This is a genomic window from Isoptericola sp. NPDC058082 (genome assembly GCF_042885055.1).
Lineage (GTDB): Bacteria > Actinomycetota > Actinomycetes > Actinomycetales > Cellulomonadaceae > Isoptericola.
Genome location: NZ_JBHVSQ010000016.1, coordinates 83,075 through 100,281, shown reverse-complemented (window position 1 = coordinate 100,281; position 17,207 = coordinate 83,075). Strand labels below are relative to the sequence as shown.

15 protein-coding genes and 1 pseudogene are annotated in these 17,207 nt (G+C 74.5%); 4 read left to right on the top strand and 12 right to left on the bottom strand.

Annotated elements, in window-relative coordinates; all coding sequences use genetic code 11:
• The 10 genes and pseudogenes from ACFVS0_RS18210 to ACFVS0_RS18165 form a co-directional block, all read right to left on the bottom strand.
• Window positions 1-439, bottom strand: a pseudogene (locus tag ACFVS0_RS18210) (hypothetical protein); the annotation flags it as partial.
• Entirely contained in the window at window positions 432-1,004 is a 573-nt protein-coding gene (gene nadD / locus ACFVS0_RS18205) for a nicotinate-nucleotide adenylyltransferase (RefSeq protein WP_430550379.1), read from the bottom strand. The pseudogene ACFVS0_RS18210 and the gene nadD, both read right to left, overlap by 8 nt.
• 64 nt (window positions 1,005-1,068) lie before the next feature.
• Window positions 1,069-1,221, bottom strand: coding sequence for a hypothetical protein (locus tag ACFVS0_RS18200; RefSeq protein WP_429764031.1), 153 nt, complete (start codon window positions 1,219-1,221; stop codon window positions 1,069-1,071).
• Between the two features lie 61 nt (window positions 1,222-1,282).
• On the bottom strand, window positions 1,283-2,611 hold the full coding sequence (locus tag ACFVS0_RS18195) for a glutamate-5-semialdehyde dehydrogenase (protein ID WP_430588742.1): 1,329 nt from the start codon (window positions 2,609-2,611) through the stop codon (window positions 1,283-1,285).
• A 43-nt stretch (window positions 2,612-2,654) separates the two neighbouring features.
• The gene (locus ACFVS0_RS18190) at window positions 2,655-4,124 is read right to left on the bottom strand and encodes a hypothetical protein (RefSeq protein ID WP_430588741.1); all 1,470 of its coding nucleotides are present in this window, start codon (window positions 4,122-4,124) and stop codon (window positions 2,655-2,657) included.
• An 81-nt stretch (window positions 4,125-4,205) separates the two neighbouring features.
• Complete coding sequence (proB, locus tag ACFVS0_RS18185; protein ID WP_430565174.1) at window positions 4,206-5,336, bottom strand: glutamate 5-kinase; 1,131 nt, start codon at window positions 5,334-5,336, stop codon at window positions 4,206-4,208.
• A 25-nt stretch (window positions 5,337-5,361) separates the two neighbouring features.
• Window positions 5,362-6,879: a GTPase ObgE gene (gene obgE, locus ACFVS0_RS18180; protein ID WP_430550176.1), complete on the bottom strand. Its 1,518-nt coding sequence runs from the start codon at window positions 6,877-6,879 to the stop codon at window positions 5,362-5,364.
• 94 nt (window positions 6,880-6,973) lie between these two features.
• The gene (gene rpmA, locus ACFVS0_RS18175; protein ID WP_430550177.1) at window positions 6,974-7,231 is read right to left on the bottom strand and encodes a 50S ribosomal protein L27; all 258 of its coding nucleotides are present in this window, start codon (window positions 7,229-7,231) and stop codon (window positions 6,974-6,976) included.
• Between the two features lie 84 nt (window positions 7,232-7,315).
• Window positions 7,316-7,624, bottom strand: a complete 309-nt coding sequence (rplU, locus tag ACFVS0_RS18170; protein ID WP_380315082.1) for a 50S ribosomal protein L21 — start codon at window positions 7,622-7,624, stop codon at window positions 7,316-7,318.
• A gap of 222 nt (window positions 7,625-7,846) precedes the next feature.
• A complete protein-coding gene (locus ACFVS0_RS18165; RefSeq protein WP_429732001.1) occupies window positions 7,847-8,056 on the bottom strand; it encodes a dodecin family protein in 210 nt (69 codons plus the stop codon).
• A 139-nt stretch (window positions 8,057-8,195) separates the two neighbouring features.
• Between ACFVS0_RS18165 and ACFVS0_RS18160 the strand changes: the two genes are divergently transcribed.
• The 3 genes from ACFVS0_RS18160 (at window position 8,196) to ACFVS0_RS18150 (ending at window position 11,049) form a co-directional block, all read left to right on the top strand.
• Entirely contained in the window at window positions 8,196-8,819 is a 624-nt protein-coding gene (locus ACFVS0_RS18160) for a protein-L-isoaspartate O-methyltransferase (protein WP_430588740.1), read from the top strand.
• A 236-nt stretch (window positions 8,820-9,055) separates the two neighbouring features.
• Window positions 9,056-9,853, top strand: coding sequence for an inositol monophosphatase family protein (locus tag ACFVS0_RS18155; protein ID WP_430588739.1), 798 nt, complete (start codon window positions 9,056-9,058; stop codon window positions 9,851-9,853).
• Between the two features lie 92 nt (window positions 9,854-9,945).
• A complete protein-coding gene (locus ACFVS0_RS18150; protein ID WP_430550181.1) occupies window positions 9,946-11,049 on the top strand; it encodes a fatty acid desaturase family protein in 1,104 nt (367 codons plus the stop codon).
• A 30-nt stretch (window positions 11,050-11,079) separates the two neighbouring features.
• Here ACFVS0_RS18150 and ACFVS0_RS18145 read toward each other — a convergent pair whose 3' ends face one another.
• Together ACFVS0_RS18145 and ACFVS0_RS18140 are read right to left on the bottom strand one after the other, a co-directional pair.
• Window positions 11,080-11,658 carry a thymidine kinase gene (locus ACFVS0_RS18145; RefSeq protein WP_430563799.1) on the bottom strand — a complete coding sequence of 193 codons (579 nt, stop codon included), beginning with the start codon at window positions 11,656-11,658 and terminating at the stop codon, window positions 11,080-11,082.
• Between the two features lie 106 nt (window positions 11,659-11,764).
• A complete protein-coding gene (locus ACFVS0_RS18140; protein ID WP_430588738.1) occupies window positions 11,765-15,226 on the bottom strand; it encodes an Rne/Rng family ribonuclease in 3,462 nt (1,153 codons plus the stop codon).
• 452 nt (window positions 15,227-15,678) lie between these two features.
• Between ACFVS0_RS18140 and ACFVS0_RS18135 the strand changes: the two genes are divergently transcribed.
• Window positions 15,679-17,178 (top strand): cytochrome ubiquinol oxidase subunit I, encoded by a 1,500-nt coding sequence (locus ACFVS0_RS18135; RefSeq protein WP_430550184.1) that lies wholly within the window; start codon window positions 15,679-15,681, stop codon window positions 17,176-17,178.
• Window positions 17,179-17,207: the final 29 nt, after the last annotated feature.

Below are 17,207 nucleotides of genomic sequence, written 5' to 3'. Positions count from 1 at the left end.
GGGTCGAGGGGCGCGCGGGCGGCGCGGTCGGGGCGCCGGCCGGCGGCGCGGGGCGCACCGGGGGCGTCGGGGCGACGGCGCGCGACATCTCGCCGGTGGGGCGCTGGATCGGGGCCAGGCGACCGGTCTCGTCCAGCCCGCGCACCCCGGCGGAGGTGGACGGCGGCCGCACCATCGGCGCGGGGGCCGGGGCGGCGGGCGCCGGGCTCTGCTCGCGGAGCGAGCGCCGCGACGGCGCGCTGGTCGCCGGCGCGGAGAAGCGCGGCGCGGGCGCCTGCCCGGGGGGCGGGGCGTACGGCGACCTCGCCGCGGCGGGCGCGCCGTACTCCGGCCCGGACGGCGCCGGCGGAGCGGCGTTCGCCTGCGCGGCGGCGGCGGCCTGCTCCCGCTCGCGGATCTCGCGACGGGTCAGCGGGCGGGACGGGTTGTTGTCACTCATCGAGACCTCGATACAGACCGTGCTTGGCGATGTACTGGACCACGCCGTCCGGCACCAGGTACCACACCGGTTGGCCGGCCTGCGCCCGGCGACGGCAGTCGCTCGACGAGATCGCCAGCGCCGGGACCTCCAGCGTCGTGACCCCGTCGTGGGGCAGGCCGTCCACCATGAGCTGGTGCCCCGGCCGCGTGACAGCCACGAAGTGTGCCATCTCCCACAGGAGCGCGGCATCCTTCCAGGTCAGGATCTGCTCGATCGCGTCGGCGCCGCTGATGAAGAACAGGTCGGCGTCGGGTCGTTGCTCGTGCAGGTCCCGCAGCGTGTCGACGGTGTAGGTGAGCCCCGGACGGTCGATGTCGACCCGGCTCACCGTGAACCGGGGGTTCGACGCCGTCGCGATCACCGTCATCAGGTAGCGGTGCTCGGCCGGGGACACCTGCTGGTGCTGCTTGAAGGTCGGCTTGCCCGTGGGCACGAAGACGACCTCGTCGAGGTCGAGCAGTGCCGCCGCCTCGCTGGCGGCGACCAGGTGCCCGTGGTGGATGGGGTCGAAGGTGCCGCCCATCACGCCCAGGCGCGGACGGCGCGGCTGCGACGACGGCTCGTTCACGCTGACCGGACGGGGGCCGTCAGTGGTGGCGGTTGGACACGTTGCGGAAGGCGTACGTCACCACGAGCGCGGCGACCAGGCCACCGAACGCGAGGAGACCCATCGCGATCGGGGAGATGGTCTCGGCGTGCTCGGCGGCCTCCTGGGCCACCTGGACGGCGGTGTGCAGCACGGGTTCCTCCTGTGCGTGGGTGTGCGACGGGTCGCTTCGGGCAGGTTCGGGGGTCAGTCTCTCACGCGGGCCGGACGTGCCCGTCGCCGTGCACGACCCACTTGGTGGTCGTGAGCTCGGCCAGGCCCATGGGCCCGCGCGCGTGCAGCTTCTGCGTGGAGATGCCGATCTCGGCGCCCAGGCCCAGTTCGCCGCCGTCGGTGAAGCGCGTCGAGGCGTTCACCATGACGGCGGCCGAGTCGACCTCGGCGACGAAGCGCTCGGAGGCGGCCAGGTCGCGGGTGAGGATCGCCTCGGTGTGCCCCGACGACCAGGTGCGGATGTGCTCGATCGCATCGTCGAGCGAGTCGACGACGCGGACGGCGAGCTCGAGGGCGAGGTACTCGGTGGCCCAGTCCGCGTCGGTCGCGGGGAGCACCTCCACCGACTCGGGCGCCAGGGCGACCGCGCGCGCGTCGCCGTGCAGCACCACGCCCGCCCCGCCGAGCGCCGCGAGCGCCGCGGGGAGGAAGGCCTCGGCGGCGTCGGCGTGCACCAGCAGCGTCTCGGCCGCGTTGCACACCCCGACCCGCTGCGTCTTGGCGTTCATGACGATCTCGACGGCGTTCGCGACGTCGGCCGTGGCGTCCACGTACACGTGCACGTTGCCGACGCCGGTCTCGATGACCGGCACGGTCGACGACTCGACGACCGTGCGGATGAGGTCGGCCCCGCCGCGCGGGACGAGGACGTCCACCAGCCCGCGCGCCTGCATGAGCGCGACGCCGCCGGGGCGCCCGTACGCGTCGATGGTCTGCACGAGGTCGGCGGGCAGGCCCTGGGCCTCCAGCGCACGGCGCAGCACGTCGACGACCACCGCGTTGGACGACGCCGCAGCGCTGCCGCCGCGCAGGATCACCGCGTTGCCGGACTTCAGCGCGAGGCCCGCGGCGTCGACCGTGACGTTGGGCCGCGCCTCGTAGATCATGCCGACCACGCCCATCGGCACGCGCAGCTGGCGCAGGCGCAGGCCGTTCGGCAGAGTCTGGCCGCGCACCACCTCGCCGACCGGGTCCGGCAGGCCGGCGAGCTCGCGCAGCGCGCCGGCGATGGCGCCGATCCTCGCCGGCGTGAGCGCCAGCCGGTCGAGCAGCCCGTCGCTCAGGCCGCGCTCCCGCCCGCGGGCGAGGTCGTCGGCGTTCGCCGTGACGATCTCGCCGGCCGCGGCCTCGAGCGCGTCGGCCAGCGCGTGCAGCGCGGCGTCCTTCGTGGCCCTGGTGGCGGTCGCGAGCGTCCGCGACGCGACCTGGGACCGCCGCGCGACGTCGCGCACGGCGGCCGTGACGTCGTCGCCCGAGGTGCCGGCTCCCGAGCCGCCCGCGGTCAGGTCCTCGGTGAGGGTCGTGGTCATCCCCCGAGAGTACGACGGTGGCGCGCGCGGCGGCAGGCCCCTCTCACCAGGAGGGACGGGACGCGGGCGGCGGCACGAACCGGGTGAACGCCGGGGCGTGGTCGACGGTCTGCTGGGTGACCACCTCGAACGTGGCGCGGTAGTCCGGGCCGAGCGCGTCCGCCGCGCGGTCCAGCGTCCGCGGGGCGAGCGAGGGCCACCGGCCGGTGTCGACGCGCCGCTCCAGCGTGCGCAGGGCGACGAGCTCCTCCCCCAGGCTCACGGACAGGTGCGCCCCCCGCTCGACGTACAGGCTCCGGAACCGGTCCGGGTGGCCGACCTCGGCCACGCGCCGGGCGAAGGACCGCTCTGCCGACGGCGGTGCGCCGCCGTCGCCGGTCGTGTGCAGGGTGAGCACCGGCGACGGCGTCGTGCCCTCCGGCCGGTGGGCCACCATCGCCGCCCGGGCGGCCGGGTCCGCCACGATCGGGACGGCCGACTCCAGTGCGGCCAGGTCAGCGCGCAGGTCGAGCCCCGCCGCGGCGTACGCCGCCCGCACGCCGGCGCCGTCGCCGGACCGCGCGAGCCGCGCCCGCAGCCGGGTGAGGTCGGTGCTGCTGGGGTTGCCGCCCAGCGTCTCCTCGAGGTGCACGCGGGCGCTCGGCCCCAGGCCCAGCGTGTACGCCCCGACCAGCCACTGGGCCTGCCCGCGGGCCCACGCCTCGGGGTCCTCGGGGCGTGGCTCGTTCATCCAGTACCACCCGGTCACGGTGTTGAGGGAGGCGATGAGCGAGATCCGCGCCCGCCCCTCGGGCGACTCCGCCGCCGTGGTGAGGGCGGCGACCAGGGCGTCGCGGCTGGCCTGCGGGTCCGCCGCGTCCACGAGCTCGATCGGGTTGCCGTGCGCGTCGGTGCCGTCGGTGAGCAGCACGCGGGTCGCGAGGTTCATGTCGAGGATCGCGTCGAGCTGGCCCACCCAGTCCAGGACGCCGCCGACGGTGAGCACGCCGTCGATCCGGTCGGGCTCCGCCTCGGCGTGCTTCACCGCCGTGACGGCCCCCATCGACTGCCCGTAGGTGAGGGTGCGGTCCGGCTCGCCCACGGTCGCCTCGAACCAGTCGAGCAGCCGCGACTGGTCCGCCACGGCCGTGGGCACGGTGAAGTCGAGGCCATCGCCCTGGAAGAGCGAGCCCGCGAGGGCGTACCCGTGGTCGGTGAGCGTCTCCTCGCTCAGCTCCTGGTTGCCCAGCAGGTGCGGCGCAGGGAAGCCTCCGAAGAACTCGGACGGGTAGTGCCCGTGGCTGAACAGCAGCAGGGTGCCGTTCCAGTCGTCCGGGACCAGCACGCGGTAGCGCGCCCCGGCCAGCTCGCCGGTGTACTCCGTCGGGTCCCGGTCGGACGCCGCGGCCGACGGCGCAACGACGAGGGCTGCCGCGACGGCGACGGCGGTGAGCGCCGCCGCCAGGGCGCGGCCGGCGGCGTGCATGCGGGCGTGCGCGGGGGCGAGGTCGGGGGCGTGGAGATGACGGCGCATGCCGGCCTCCTGTGTCGGTGGCGGGTCGTGACGCGCCCGGTGCGCGCCCGTGCCCCTACCGACGCCCGTGGGCCGGCGAACTCATCGCCGGTGCTCGAGCACCAGGTCGTCGCGGTGCACGACCTCGCGGTCGTACCCCTCCCCGAGCTCGGCCCGCAGGTCGAACGTCGAGCGGCCCAGCAGGCCCGGGAGCTCGCCGGAGTCGAACGCGACGAGCCCGCGCGCCACGACCGCGCCGTCCGGCGCGACCAGCTCCACCGGGTCGCCCGCCTCGAACGTCCCCTCGACGCGCGTGACGCCCGCGGGCAGCAGCGACGCGCGGCCACCGAGCACCGCCCGCGCCGCGCCGTCGTCGAGGTGGAGCCTGCCGTGCGCCTGGGCCGCGTGCGCGATCCACAGCCGGCGCGCCGTCGTGCGCCGGCCGGTGACCGCGAAGAACGTGCCGACGTCCTCGCCCGCCAGCGCGGCCGCGACGTTCCGCGCGCTGGTCAGCACGACCGGCACGCCGGCGCCGGTCGCGATCCGGGCCGACTCGAGCTTGGTGACCATGCCGCCCGTGCCGACCGCGCTCCCCCGCGCGGTGACCTCGACCCCGGAGAGGTCCGCCAGGTCCGCCACGTGCGGGATGCGCCGGGCGCCGGGGCGCGACGGGGGCGCGTCGTGCAGGCCGTCCACGTCGGTGAGCAGCACCATCGCGTCGGCGCGCACGAGGTGCGAGACGAGGGCCGCGAGGCGGTCGTTGTCGCCGAAGGTCAGCTCGTCGGTGGTCACGGCGTCGTTCTCGTTGACGACCGGCACGACGCCGAGCGCGAGCAGCCGCTCCAGGGAGCGCTGCGCGTTGCGGTACCGCGACCGCCGCACCGTGTCCTCCGCGGTGAGCAGCACCTGCCCGATCTGCAGCCCGTGCGCGGCGAACGCCTCGGTGTACCGGGCCACCAGCTGACCCTGGCCCAGCATGGCCGCGGCCTGCATGGTGGCGACGTCGCGGGGCCGGGCGCTCAGGCCGAGCGGCCCGATGCCGGCCGCGATCGCGCCGGAGGAGACGAGCACCACCTGGGCACCGCCCGCCACCCGCGCCGCCAGCACGTCGACGAGCGCACGCAGCGCCGCCAGGTCCAGGTGCCCGTCCGGGCCGGTGAGCGACGACGAACCGATCTTGACGACGACGCGGCGGGCGTCCGGCAGGCTGGTGCGGGAGGTGGCGGCGTTCACCCGTGCATTCTCGCCGGATCGGCGGTCAGTCGTCGTCGGGGTCCGTCCAGTGACCCGACTGGCGCTCCGTCCACAGCTCGCGGCGCGCCTCGGTCTTGGCGTCCATGCGCTCCTGGTGCTCGCGGCGCTTGTCACCGCGGGTCGGGCGGTCGCTCTCGTCGAGGCGCAGATCGGTGCCGCGCGCGCCCAGCAGCTCCGGGCCGGTGGAGAGCGTGGGCTCCCAGTCGAAGACGACGGCGTTCGTGGGGTCGCCGATGCGCACCTCGTCGCCCGCGACGGCGCCGGCCTTGAGGAGCCGGTCCTCGACGCCCAGCTTGGCGAGCCGGTCGGCGAGGAAGCCGACGGCCTCGTCGTTGTTGAAGTCGGTCTGCCGCACCCAGCGCTCGGGCTTGGAGCCGCGCACCTCGTAGTAGACGCCCTCGTGCTCCCGCTTGGCCGTCACGGTGAAGCCCGCCTCGTCGACGGCGCGCGGGCGCAGCACGACGCGCGTCGGCTCCGGCGCGGGGGCGGCCGCACGGGCGCGCTCCACGAGCTCGCCCAGCGCGAAGGTGAGCGGCCGCAGCCCCTCGTGGCTGGCGGTGGACACCTCGAAGACCCGCAGGCCGCGTGCCTCGAGGTCGGGGCGCACCAGCTCGGCGAGCTCGCGGGCCTCGGGGACGTCGATCTTGTTGAGGACGACGAGGCGCGGGCGCTCGGTGAGCGGCACCCGGCCGCCCTCGATGCCGAGGTCGCCGGCGTACGCCGCCAGCTCGGCCTCGATGACGTCCAGGTCGCTGAGCGGGTCCCGGCCCGGCTCGAGGGTGGCGCAGTCGAGCACGTGCACCAGCACGGCGGTGCGCTCGACGTGGCGCAGGAACTCCAGCCCGAGCCCCTTGCCCTCGCTGGCTCCGGGGATGAGGCCGGGGACGTCGGCCACGGTGTAACGGGTGTCGCCCGCCTGCACGACGCCGAGGTTGGGGATGAGCGTCGTGAACGGGTAGTCCGCGATCTTGGGCCGCGCGGCGGAGATCGCCGCGACCAGCGAGGACTTGCCGGCGCTCGGGTACCCGACGAGGGCGACGTCGGCGATCGACTTGAGCTCGAGGACGACCTCGTGCTCCTCCCCCGGCTCGCCGAGGAGCGCGAAGCCCGGGGCCTTGCGCCTCGGGGACGCCAGCGCGCGGTTGCCCAGCCCGCCGCGGCCACCCTGCGCGACGACGTACTCCGCGCCCGCGCCCACCAGGTCGGCGAGCACGTTCCCGTCGCGGTCCTTGACGACGGTGCCGTCGGGGACGGCGAGCACGAGGTCGCCGCCGTTGGCGCCGTCGCGGTCGTCGCCCATGCCCTGCGTGCCGCTGGTCGCGCGGCGGTGCGGGGAGTGGTGGTACTCGAGCAGCGTCGTCGTCTGCGGGTCCACGACGAGCTTCACGGTGCCGCCGTCGCCGCCGTTGCCGCCGTCGGGCCCCGCGAGGGGCTTGAACTTCTCGCGGCGGATCGACGCGACGCCGTGGCCGCCGTCACCGCCCACGGCGTGCAGCACCACGCGATCGACGAAGCTGGCCATGGTCAGATCCTCTCAGGCAAAGCGACGAGGGGCGCACCGCGACGGTGCGCCCCTCGTCGTCGACTCGGGTGGGAGCCGGGGAAGTGTGTGCGGCTCAGACCTCGGCCGCGACGATGTCGATGACCTTGCGGCCACGACGCGTCGCGAAGGCCACCGAGCCGGCGGTCAGCGCGAACAGCGTGTCGTCGCCGCCACGGCCGACGTTGTCGCCGGGGTGGAAGTGGGTGCCGCGCTGGCGGACGATGATCTCGCCCGCCTTGACGACCTGGCCGCCGTAGCGCTTGACGCCGAGGCGCTGGGAGTTCGAGTCACGACCGTTGCGCGAGGAGCTCGCGCCCTTCTTGTGTGCCATCTGTCAGACCTGCTTTCTGCGAAGAACGAGGGGATCAGTGCCGCGGGCCGTGCTGCGGGATGTCGCGCTCGGCCCGGCGGTGAGTCACTTGATGCCGGTGACCTTGAGGCGGGTCAGCGACTGGCGGTGACCCTGGCGCTTGCGGTAACCGGTCTTGTTCTTGTACTTGAGGATCGTGATCTTGGGACCCTTCTCGTCCCGCACGACCTCGGCGGTGACCTTGACCTTCGCCAGCTTCGCGGCGTCGGTGGTCACCTTCTCCCCGTCCACCAGAAGCAGAGCGGGCAGCTCCACCGTGTCACCGGCCTGGGCCTTGAGGCGGTCCATGACGACGATGTCCCCGACGGACACCTTCTCCTGACGGCCACCGGCCTTGACGATCGCGTACACCACGTTGCTGCTCATCTCTCCTGGTCTGGGCATGTCGCACGACGTTCTTCACCGACTTGGTCTGCAACTCGGCCCGCCGCGGCGGTCGAGTGCGGTGCGTCGTGGACACACGGGACTGGCACGCCACAGGCGCGCCGACGTCCAAGACTACGTCACGGCGCCGATCGGTTCAAACGTCCTCCCCCGCCGGCGGCCGTGACGTACCCCACCTCGCGAACGCTCCGCTCAGCCCTCGAGCACGAACGTCACCTGCAGGTCCACCTGCCACGCGACGATCGCGCCGTCCGACACCTCCACCTTCTGCTCCTTGACCCAGGCGCCGGTGATGTGGCGGACCGTCTGGCCCGCCCGCTCGAGGCCGACGCGGATCGCGTCCTCGAAGCTCGTGTCCGAGCGGGCCGTGATCTCCGTGACGCGCGCGACCGTGCCTGCCATGTCGTCCTCCGATCTCGGGCGGCCGACGTCCGTCGCCGACCGTCCCTCCGATCGTCGCCCCGGCCGGGTCCGCTCGCCCGGCGTCGCTCGCCCGGCGTCCCGCCCGGTGTCCGGACCGCTCCGGGGCGACGATGGGGACATGACCGGGCGGACCGGAGCGCCAGACCTGCCGACCGGGGCCGGAGGCGTCGACGACGCGGTGACGGCCGCGCTGCGCGCCGTCGACCGGCGCGGCTTCCTGCCCCGCGCCAGGGCCCGCTGGGCCGAGGCGGACAGCCCCGTCGAGATCGGGCACGGCCAGACGTGCTCGCAGCCGTCGACCGTCGCGGCGATGCTCCGGCTTCTCGACGTGCCCGTCGGCGCGGACGTGCTCGACGTCGGGTCCGGCTCCGGCTGGACGACGGCGCTGCTCGCCCGCCTCGTCGGACCCACCGGGTCGGTGCTGGGGCTCGAGCGGCACGCGGACCTCGCCGTCTGGGGCGCGGCCAACGTGCGACGCACCGGCATGGCCTGGGCCCGGGTGGCCCGAGCCGTCCCCGGACGTCTCGGCGCCCCGCGCGCCGGCGGGTGGTCCCGCGTGCTGGTGTCCGCCGCACCCGCGCGGCTGCCCCCGGAGCTGGTCGACCAGGTCGCCCGCGGCGGCCGGATGGTGATCCCCGTGCGGCACGTGATGGTGCTCGTGACCCGGGACGAGCACGGTGAGGTCCGCACGTCCGAGCACGGGACCTACTCGTTCGTCCCGCTCGTGGAGGACCGGGCCTGACCTCGGACCTCCGCGAGCGGGACGCGTGCCCTTGCTCGATGTCCTCGCCGACCCCTTGTCGGCCGACGCGGCCTGGGCCGGGGCCACCGTGAGGCCGGTGGCCACGACGGCCCCCGCGAGGGTCGCGGCGACCTTGCGCTTCATCCCTGTCCTGTCCGACGTGCTGCTGCGCGCCGAAGGAGACTCCGCAGCATGGCGGCGGCCGGCGAGGATGAACGTCTGCCATGCTCGGCGTCGTGAGCGACACCGACGTGGCGGTCGAGGCCGCCCTGGCCGGCGCGACCGAGGTCGCCGACGCCTTCCGACGCCCCGTGACCCGCCACGCGAAGGTGGGGCTGGACTTCGCCACCGACACCGACGTCGCCGCCGAACGGGCGGTCCGCGCCGTCCTCGCCGCGGCCCGGCCCGGCGACGCCGTCGTCGGCGAGGAGCTCGGCACGTCCGGCGGCGACGCCGCCCGGCGGTGGTACGTCGACCCCCTGTGCGGCACGCTCAACTTCGCCGCCGGCGTCCCGTCGTTCGGCGTCAACGTCGCCCTCGTGGAACGGCGCGACGGGATCGAACGGGTCCTGGCCGCGGCCGTCGCGGACCCTCTCACCCGCGAGGTGGTGTGGACCGACGGCGTGCGCACCCGCGTGCGGGACGCGGCCGGCTCCCCCGAGGTCGACGCCTCCCCCACCCCCGTGACCCGCCTCGTGAACGTGGACGTCGACAACGGCGGGGCGACGCCGGCGCTCGTCGCCGACGCCGGGCTGCGCGCGTCCTGGGCCGTCCGGGTCGCGTCCAGCTCGCTCGCGCTCGCCTGGGTGGCCGCGGGCCGCCATGCCGCCTACGTGACCGGGGCCGGCGTCGCCGGAAGCGTCCACTTCCTGCCCGGTGTCGCCCTGTGCGAGGCGGCCGGATGCGTCGTCACGGATCTCGACGGCGGTCCCGTGCACGGCGGGCGCGGGATCCTCGCGGCCGCGGACGCCGCGACCGCGCGACAGGTGCTCGACAGGCTCCGCGCGCTCCGGGGGACATCCCCCTTGTCCTGAGCCTACGGTTCCGTAGGCTCGGGGCATCCGCGCGACCGAGCGACCGCTCACACCTCGGCTGGGAAGTCGACCCCGACCCCTGCGAGGCACGCATGCCCCCAGTCGTCCCGGCCGTCCTCGACAGCTCCGCCGCCCCGCGCGACGGTGCCGCCGCGAAGTTCACCAGCACGTACGGTGCCCTGTCCCGGGAGGTGCGCGACGCCGGGCTGCTGAGCCGGGCGTACGGCTACTACCTCGTCAACGGGCTGGTCCTCCTCCTGGCGCTCGGCGGCGTCGCGACCGGGTTCGTCCTGCTGGGCGACTCGTGGTTCCAGCTCCTGATCGCGGCAGCGCTCGGGGTCGTGCTCACGCAGCTGGCGTTCCTCACGCACGAGACGGCGCACCGGCAGGTCTTCGCGTCCGGGCCGCTCAACGACCGCGTCGGCCGCATCCTGGCGAACGCCGTGGTCGGTATCAGCTACTCGTGGTGGATGACGAAGCACACCCGCCACCACGCCAACCCCAACCAGGTGGGCAAGGACCCCGACGTCGCCCCCGGCGTCATCTCGTTCACCGCGGAGGCGGCCGCCGACCACCACGGGTTCCTGGGCGCGATCACGCGCCGCCAGGGGTGGCTGTTCTTCCCCCTCCTCACCCTCGAGGGGCTCAACCTGCACGTGACCGCCGTGCGTTCGCTGCTGACCGGCCCGCCCGAGGACCGCGCGTCCCGCCGACGCGAGCTCGTGACGATCCTGGTGCGCCTCACCGTCTACGTGGCGGTCGTCCTGTGGTGGCTGCCCCTGGGCCTCGGGTTCGCCTTCCTCGGCGTGCAGCTCGCCGTGTTCGGCGTCTACATGGGTGCGACGTTCGCGCCCAACCACAAGGGCATGACGATGATCCCCGAGGGCAGCAAGATCGACTTCCTGTCGAAGCAGGTGCTCACGTCGCGCAACGTGCGCGGGGGCGCCTGGATGAGCGTCCTGATGGGCGGCCTCAACCTCCAGATCGAGCACCACCTGTTCCCGAGCATGCCGCGTCCCCACCTGGCGCGCGCCCGGCTGATCGTCCGGGAGCACTGCGCGCGTCTCGGGATGCCGTACACCGAGACCTCGCTGCTGCGCTCGTACGCGATCGTCGTGCGCTACCTCAACGAGGTCGGGCTGGCCGCCCGCGACCCGTTCGACTGCCCGATGCGCCAGCAGCTCGGGCGCCGCTGACCGTCGGGCGGCGCGGCGGCGTCCCCCTCGTCAGCCGGCGCGGTGCTGCCGGCAGCGCGCCTCGTACGACTCGGACCCGCCCACGTGCCCCGACGTCGGGGCCAGCGCGTCGTCGTCGGTCGGCGCCTGTTCGATCCGGACGTGGAACGCGGCGTCGCGACCGCAGACCGCGCACACCGCGGTGAGCTTGGTGACCGACTCGGCGACCGCCATCAGCTCGGGCAGCGGCGCGAACGCCCGGCCGTCGAACGTCACGGACAGCCCGGCCACCACCACGACGAGTCCCGCGTCGGCCAGCGCCGTCGCGACGTCCACGAGGTCGGGGCCGAAGAACTGCGCCTCGTCGACCGCCACCAGCTCCGTGCCCGCCGTGACGAGCCCCGGGATCTCCTCGGCGTGCCGCACGTTGCGCGAGGGCACCTCCAGCCCGGAGTGGGACGCCACCCGGCCCGGCCCGCTGCGCGTGTCGAGCTCGTGCGCGACGACGAGGACGCCCCGGCGTGCCACCTGCGCGCGGTGCACCCGGCGCACCAGCTCCTCCGTCTTGCCGGCGAACATCGGGCCGGCGATCACCTCGAGCCGTCCACCGCTGCGGTCGTCCCCCGTCATGGCCCGAGCATGACACGCCGAGGTCGAAGCGAAGGGCCCGAGGTCGATGTCCTGGACATCGACCTCGGGCCCTCACCTCGACCTCGCGGTCAGGTCACTCGGTAGGTCATTCGGTGCCGGTCACTCCCGCGGCCGCAGCCTCCCCAGCACCCGACTGAGCAGGCTTCGGGGCTCCGGCTCCTTTCCGCGCGCGGCGCGGAGCCTTCTTCGCGGGCTTCGTGGCCGCCGCGGGCGCCGTGTCGGCCGCGGGCTCGGCCGCCGGCTCCGGCTTCCGCTCCGGCAGCTCGATGAGCGTCTCCGGCGCGACGGGCGTCACGGCCGAAGGCTCCACGGGCTCGGGCAGGTCCAAGGGCTCGGGCCGGTCCAGGGGCGCCGGGGCAGCGGTGGCCGGAGCCGCCGCCGGAGCGGCGTCCTTCGCACCGTCCGCGGCCTCGTGCTTGGCCTCGTCCTTGGCCTCGTGCTCGTGCTCGTGGGCATGCGCCGCGGCGGCCGCGATCGTGGCGAGCGTGGCCTTGACGGCCTCGCGGGCCTCGGAGCGGTCCTCGGGCAGGGTCGGCACCTCGGCTGCGGGCGCCGGGGTCGCCGGCTCGCCCTGCTTGCCGCCGCGCTTGCGGCGCGACCGCTTCGCCCCCTCGCCCTGGTCGCCGTCGTGGTGCTGGTGGGCACCGTTCTTCTCGATCGGCTCGCTGTGCACGATGAACCCGCGGCCCTTGCAGTGCTCGCAGGTCTCGGAGAACGCCTCGACCAGGCCCTGGCCCACGCGCTTGCGGGTCATCTGCACGAGACCGAGCGAGGTCACCTCGGCCACCTGGTGCTTGGTGCGGTCGCGGCCCAGGCACTCCACCAGCCGGCGCAGCACGAGGTCGCGGTTCGACTCGAGCACCATGTCGATGAAGTCGATGACGACGATGCCGCCGATGTCGCGCAGCCGCAGCTGGCGCACGATCTCCTCGGCCGCCTCGAGGTTGTTCCGCGTGACGGTCTCCTCGAGCGTGCCGCCCGCGCCGGTGAACTTGCCGGTGTTGACGTCGATGACCGTCATGGCCTCGGTGCGGTCGATGACCAGCGACCCGCCGGACGGCAGCCAGACCTTGCGGTCCATGCCCTTGGCGAGCTGCTCGTCCACGCGGTGCACGGCGAACACGTCGGTGTTCTCCGTCCACTTCGTCACGCGGTCGCGCAGGTCGGGGGCGAGCTCCTCGACGTACTGGGCGATCTCGTCCCACGCGCCCTGGCCCTGGATCTGCAGCGACGAGAAGTCGTCGTTGAAGATGTCGCGGACGACGCGGATCGCGAGGTCGGGCTCGCCCTGCAGCAGCGCCGGGGCGCTGGCCGACGACGACTTCTTCTGGATCGCGGCCCACTGGGCCTCGAGGCGCTCGACGTCGGCGCGCAGCTCCGCCTCGCTCGCGCCCTCGGCGGCGGTGCGCACGATGACGCCCGCGCCCTCGGGCACGACGTCGCGCAGGATCTTCTTGAGCCGGCTGCGCTCGGTGTCGGGCAGCTTGCGGCTGATCCCGGTCATGCCGCCACCCGGCACGAACACCAGGTACCGGCCCGCGAGCGTGACCTGCGAGGTCAGGCGCGCGCCCTTGTGCCCGATCGGGTCCTTCGTGACCTGCACGAGCACGGAGTCGCCCGACTTCAGGGCCTCCTCGATGCGGCGCGGCTGGCCCTCGAGCCCCGCGGCGTCCCAGTTCACCTCGCCGGCGTACAGGACGGCGTTGCGCCCCTTGCCGACGTCGACGAACGCGGCCTCCATGCTGGGCAGCACGTTCTGCACGCGGCCGAGGTAGACGTTGCCCACCATCGACGCCTGCGACTGCTGCGAGACGTAGTGCTCCACGAGCACGCCGTCCTCGAGCACGGCGATCTGCGTGCGGCCGTCGCGCTCGCGCACCACCATCGACCGCGTCACGGACTCGCGGCGCGCGAGGAACTCGGCCTCGGTGATGATCTGGCGGCGGCGGCCGGCGTCGCGGCCCTCGCGGCGGCGCTGGCGCTTCGCCTCGAGGCGCGTCGAGCCCTTGAGGGCCGTGACCTCGTCGCGGTCACGGGTACGCGCCACGGCGGCCTCGGCCCGCTCCTGGCGGGTGCCGCGGCGACGGCGACGACGGCGACGGCTCGAGGCGGACTCGCCGCCCTCGTCCTCGCCCTGCTCGTCGGCCTGCTCGTCGGCCTGGTCCTCGCCGCGGCCGTGGTCGTCGACCTCGGTCTCGGCGGGGCGCTCGTCCTCGCCGGCACCCTCGTCGGAACCGTCCTCGTCGTCCAGGTCCTCGCCCTCGGGGCGGCGACCGCCCCGACGGCCGCGTCCACCCCGGCGCCGGCGCCGGCGCGGGCGGATCTCGTCGTCCTCGCCGTCCTCGTCGCTCAGGTCCTCCGGGCCCAGGTCGACGAGCTCGACGCCCTCGGCCACGAGCTCGGACTCGATCGCGCCGACCTCCTCGACCGCGGCGGCCTCGTCCTCGCTGAGCTCGACGTCGGCCACCCGCTCCGTGGACGCCGGCGACCCGACGGGCTCCGCAACCTGGGCGTCGGCGGCGGCGGGCGCCTCGACGGGAGCCTCCGGAGCCACCTGCTCGGCGGGCTCCGCGGCCTTCGCGGCGCGGGTGCCGCGGGTCGCACGGCGCGACCGGGCCCGCGTCGGCTCGTCCTTCGGCGTCTCGACGGCGGGCGCCGGAGCCTTCTCGGGTGCGCTCGTCGCGACCTCGGGCTCGGGCGCGCTCGTCGCTTCCTCGGCCGGCGCGTCGTGCGGGCGCGGCGGGCCGGCGGGGGCCTGCGCGCGGCGGGACCGGCGTGCGGTCGACAGGTCGGGGGCCTGGAACAGCACGGCCGTCGTCGCGAGGCGCGGGGTGGCCGACCCGCCGCCCCGCACGGCCGGCGAGCGCGGCGCGGTCTGCTCGGCGGTCTTCTCCGCGGCCGCCTCAGGCTTGTCCTCCGCGGCAGCGGCCTGCCCGGCGGGCTTCTCGGCGTCCTTCGCCGCGCCGGCGCCCTTCCGGGTGGTGGCCTTCTTGGTCGCCCGCTTCGCGGGCGCCTTCTTCGCGGGGGCGGCCTCCGCGGCGTCGGCCTGCGCGGTCTCCTCGGTGGTCTCGGCGGGGACCTCGTCCTTCGACGCAGCCGTGCGGCGGGCGCGGGTGCGCGTGCCGCCGGACGTGCTGCGGCTCTTGGCCGGCGCGGCCTCGGGCTCGGCGGCAGGAACCTCGTCGGCCGGCTCGGCGGCGACGGGCTCGGTGGTGGCCTCGGTGGTGGCCTCGGGCTCGGTGGCGCGCTGCGCTCCGGTGGTGCGGGTGGCGCGGCGGCGGGAGCGCGCCGGCTTCTCGGCGACCTCGTCGGCCGCACGCCCGGCGGGCCCCTCCGGCAGCACGATGTCGGCGAGCGACGCGGCGCCGCCCGCGGCCGTCTCGGCCTGGGCGTCGGCACGCTCCGGCAGGACCAGGTCGGAGAGGGGGGCGGCCGCGGGGGCGGCGGGCTGCTCGGCCTGCGGGCCCTGGGGTGCGGCGGCGGCCCGGGTGGCGCGACGGCGGGCGGGCTTGCGGGCTGCGGCGTCGGTCGGGTTGTCGGACGTCACGAAAAGCGCTCCAGCTCCGGCGGCCCCGCCCCCACACGTGCGGGCCACCGGTGGTCGTCGTCGGACGCGCGCGCTGCTCAGCGCGCCGGCCGACGGAAGTCTCGGTTCCGGCTGCGGCACCGCGCTCTTCGCGGACGCCCGCCGCCCGGCCTCGTGGCCTGGCGGCGGCATCGCGTGCGGATCGCGAGTGCTGCGAGCTCGTGGGCCGCCCCGGGATGTGGGCCAGGACGGCTTCGCACCAGTATCGCATCCTGCGCGCCCCGCCGCGTGACCCGACGCCGCACGTCGCGGGCGCGACCCGCCCCGGCTTGACTTGTGAAGACCTTCACTACTTAGATCGTGAAAGTCTTCACGAATCCCGTCCCGTGACGACGACAGCGCTGGTCGTGCGCCCGCGCACCGGTGGTCCTACGGTCGAGAGACCGGTCGGACGAACGAGCAAGGAGAACCCCGTGGACGCCCTCGCACTGGCCCGCTGGCAGTTCGCCATCACGACCGTGTACCACTTCATCTTCGTCCCGCTGACCATCGGCCTCGCACCGCTGGTCGCCGGGATGCAGACGGCGTGGGTCGTCACCAAGAAGGAGCGCTGGCTCCGGCTGACCAAGTTCTTCGGCAAGCTCCTGCTGATCAACTTCGCGCTGGGCGTGGTCACCGGCATCTGGCAGGAGTTCCAGTTCGGGATGGCGTGGAGCGAGTACTCCCGCTTCGTCGGCGACGTCTTCGGCGCGCCGCTCGCGATGGAGGCGCTGGCGGCCTTCTTCGTCGAGTCCGTCTTCCTCGGCCTGTGGATCTTCGGCTGGGACCGCGTGTCCAAGAAGGTGCACCTCGCGGCCATCTGGCTGTTCGCGCTCGCGACGAACCTCTCGGCGTTCTTCATCCTCGCCGCGAACTCGTGGATGCAGCACCCCGTGGGCACGATCTACAACGAGGAGACCGGGCGCGCCGAGATGGAGTCCATCGGCGCCGTGCTCACGAACAACACGCTGTGGGCCGCGTTCCCGCACACGATCACGGCCGCGTTCCTCACCGCGGGCACGTTCGTCTGCGGCATCGCCACGTGGTGGATGGTCCGGCTCGTGCGCAGCAAGAAGCCCGAGAACGTCGAGAAGGCGCGCACCGTGTACCGGCCCGCGGTCCTCGTCGGCGTGTGGACCATGATCATCGCCGGCGCCGGGGTGATCTGGTCGGGCGACCTCCAGGGCAAGCTCATGTACGAGCAGCAGCCCGGCAAGATGTCGTCGGCCGAGGCCCTGTGCGAGGGCACCGAGGCCGCCGAGTTCTCCATCCTCGCCGTCGGCCCCCTGTACGCCGGGTGCGAGGACGTGGACCACCTCATCTCCGTGCCGGGCGTCACCAGCTTCCTCGGCACCGGCCACTTCTCGGGTCCCGAGTCCTACCTGCCCGGCGTCTACGACGTGCAGGAGCAGTACACCGAGCGGTACGGCGACGTCACCGCGTCGGGCGAGCCCGTCACGTACACGCCGCCGCTGGCCATCACGTACTGGTCGTTCCGGCTCATGATCGGACTGGCGGTGTTCTCCCTGGCGCTCGCGCTCACCGCGCTGTGGGCCACCCGCAAGGGCAGGGTGAGCGACAACGTCTGGCTGGGCAGGCTGGGCCTCCTGGCGATCCCCATGCCGTTCCTCGCCTGCTCGTTCGGGTGGATCTTCACGGAGGTGGGCCGCCAGCCGTGGGTGGTGGCGCCCAACCCGACGGGCATCGACCAGGTGCGGCTGCTCACCGAGCGCGGCGTGTCCACGGCGGTGCCGGCGGGCGTGATCCTCACGTCGATGATCGTGCTGACGCTGGTCTACGCGGTGCTCGCCGTCGTCTGGTACCGGCTGATGCACCGGTACGCCGTCGAAGGGGTCCCGGACTCCGTCCGCGACGAGTCGCCGGAGGCGCAGGAGCCCGACGACACCGACCGCCCCCTGTCCTTCGCGTACTGAGCGCCCGAAACCGAGAACTGGGAGACCCC

Bases quoted from the DNA above. Each gene is read 5' to 3' on its own strand.
- nadD (WP_430550379.1), bottom strand. From the start codon at position 1,004: ATGGGCGGCACCTTCGACCCCATCCACCACGGGCACCTGGTCGCCGCC.
- ACFVS0_RS18195 (WP_430588742.1), bottom strand. From the start codon at position 2,611: ATGACCACGACCCTCACCGAGGACCTGACCGCGGGCGGCTCGGGAGCC.
- ACFVS0_RS18190 (WP_430588741.1), bottom strand. From the start codon at position 4,124: ATGCGCCGTCATCTCCACGCCCCCGACCTCGCCCCCGCGCACGCCCGC.
- obgE (WP_430550176.1), bottom strand. From the start codon at position 6,879: ATGGCCAGCTTCGTCGATCGCGTGGTGCTGCACGCCGTGGGCGGTGAC.
- rpmA (WP_430550177.1), bottom strand. From the start codon at position 7,231: ATGGCACACAAGAAGGGCGCGAGCTCCTCGCGCAACGGTCGTGACTCG.
- ACFVS0_RS18165 (WP_429732001.1), bottom strand. From the start codon at position 8,056: ATGGCAGGCACGGTCGCGCGCGTCACGGAGATCACGGCCCGCTCGGAC.
- ACFVS0_RS18160 (WP_430588740.1), top strand. From the start codon at position 8,196: ATGACCGGGCGGACCGGAGCGCCAGACCTGCCGACCGGGGCCGGAGGC.
- ACFVS0_RS18150 (WP_430550181.1), top strand. From the start codon at position 9,946: ATGCCCCCAGTCGTCCCGGCCGTCCTCGACAGCTCCGCCGCCCCGCGC.
- ACFVS0_RS18145 (WP_430563799.1), bottom strand. From the start codon at position 11,658: ATGACGGGGGACGACCGCAGCGGTGGACGGCTCGAGGTGATCGCCGGC.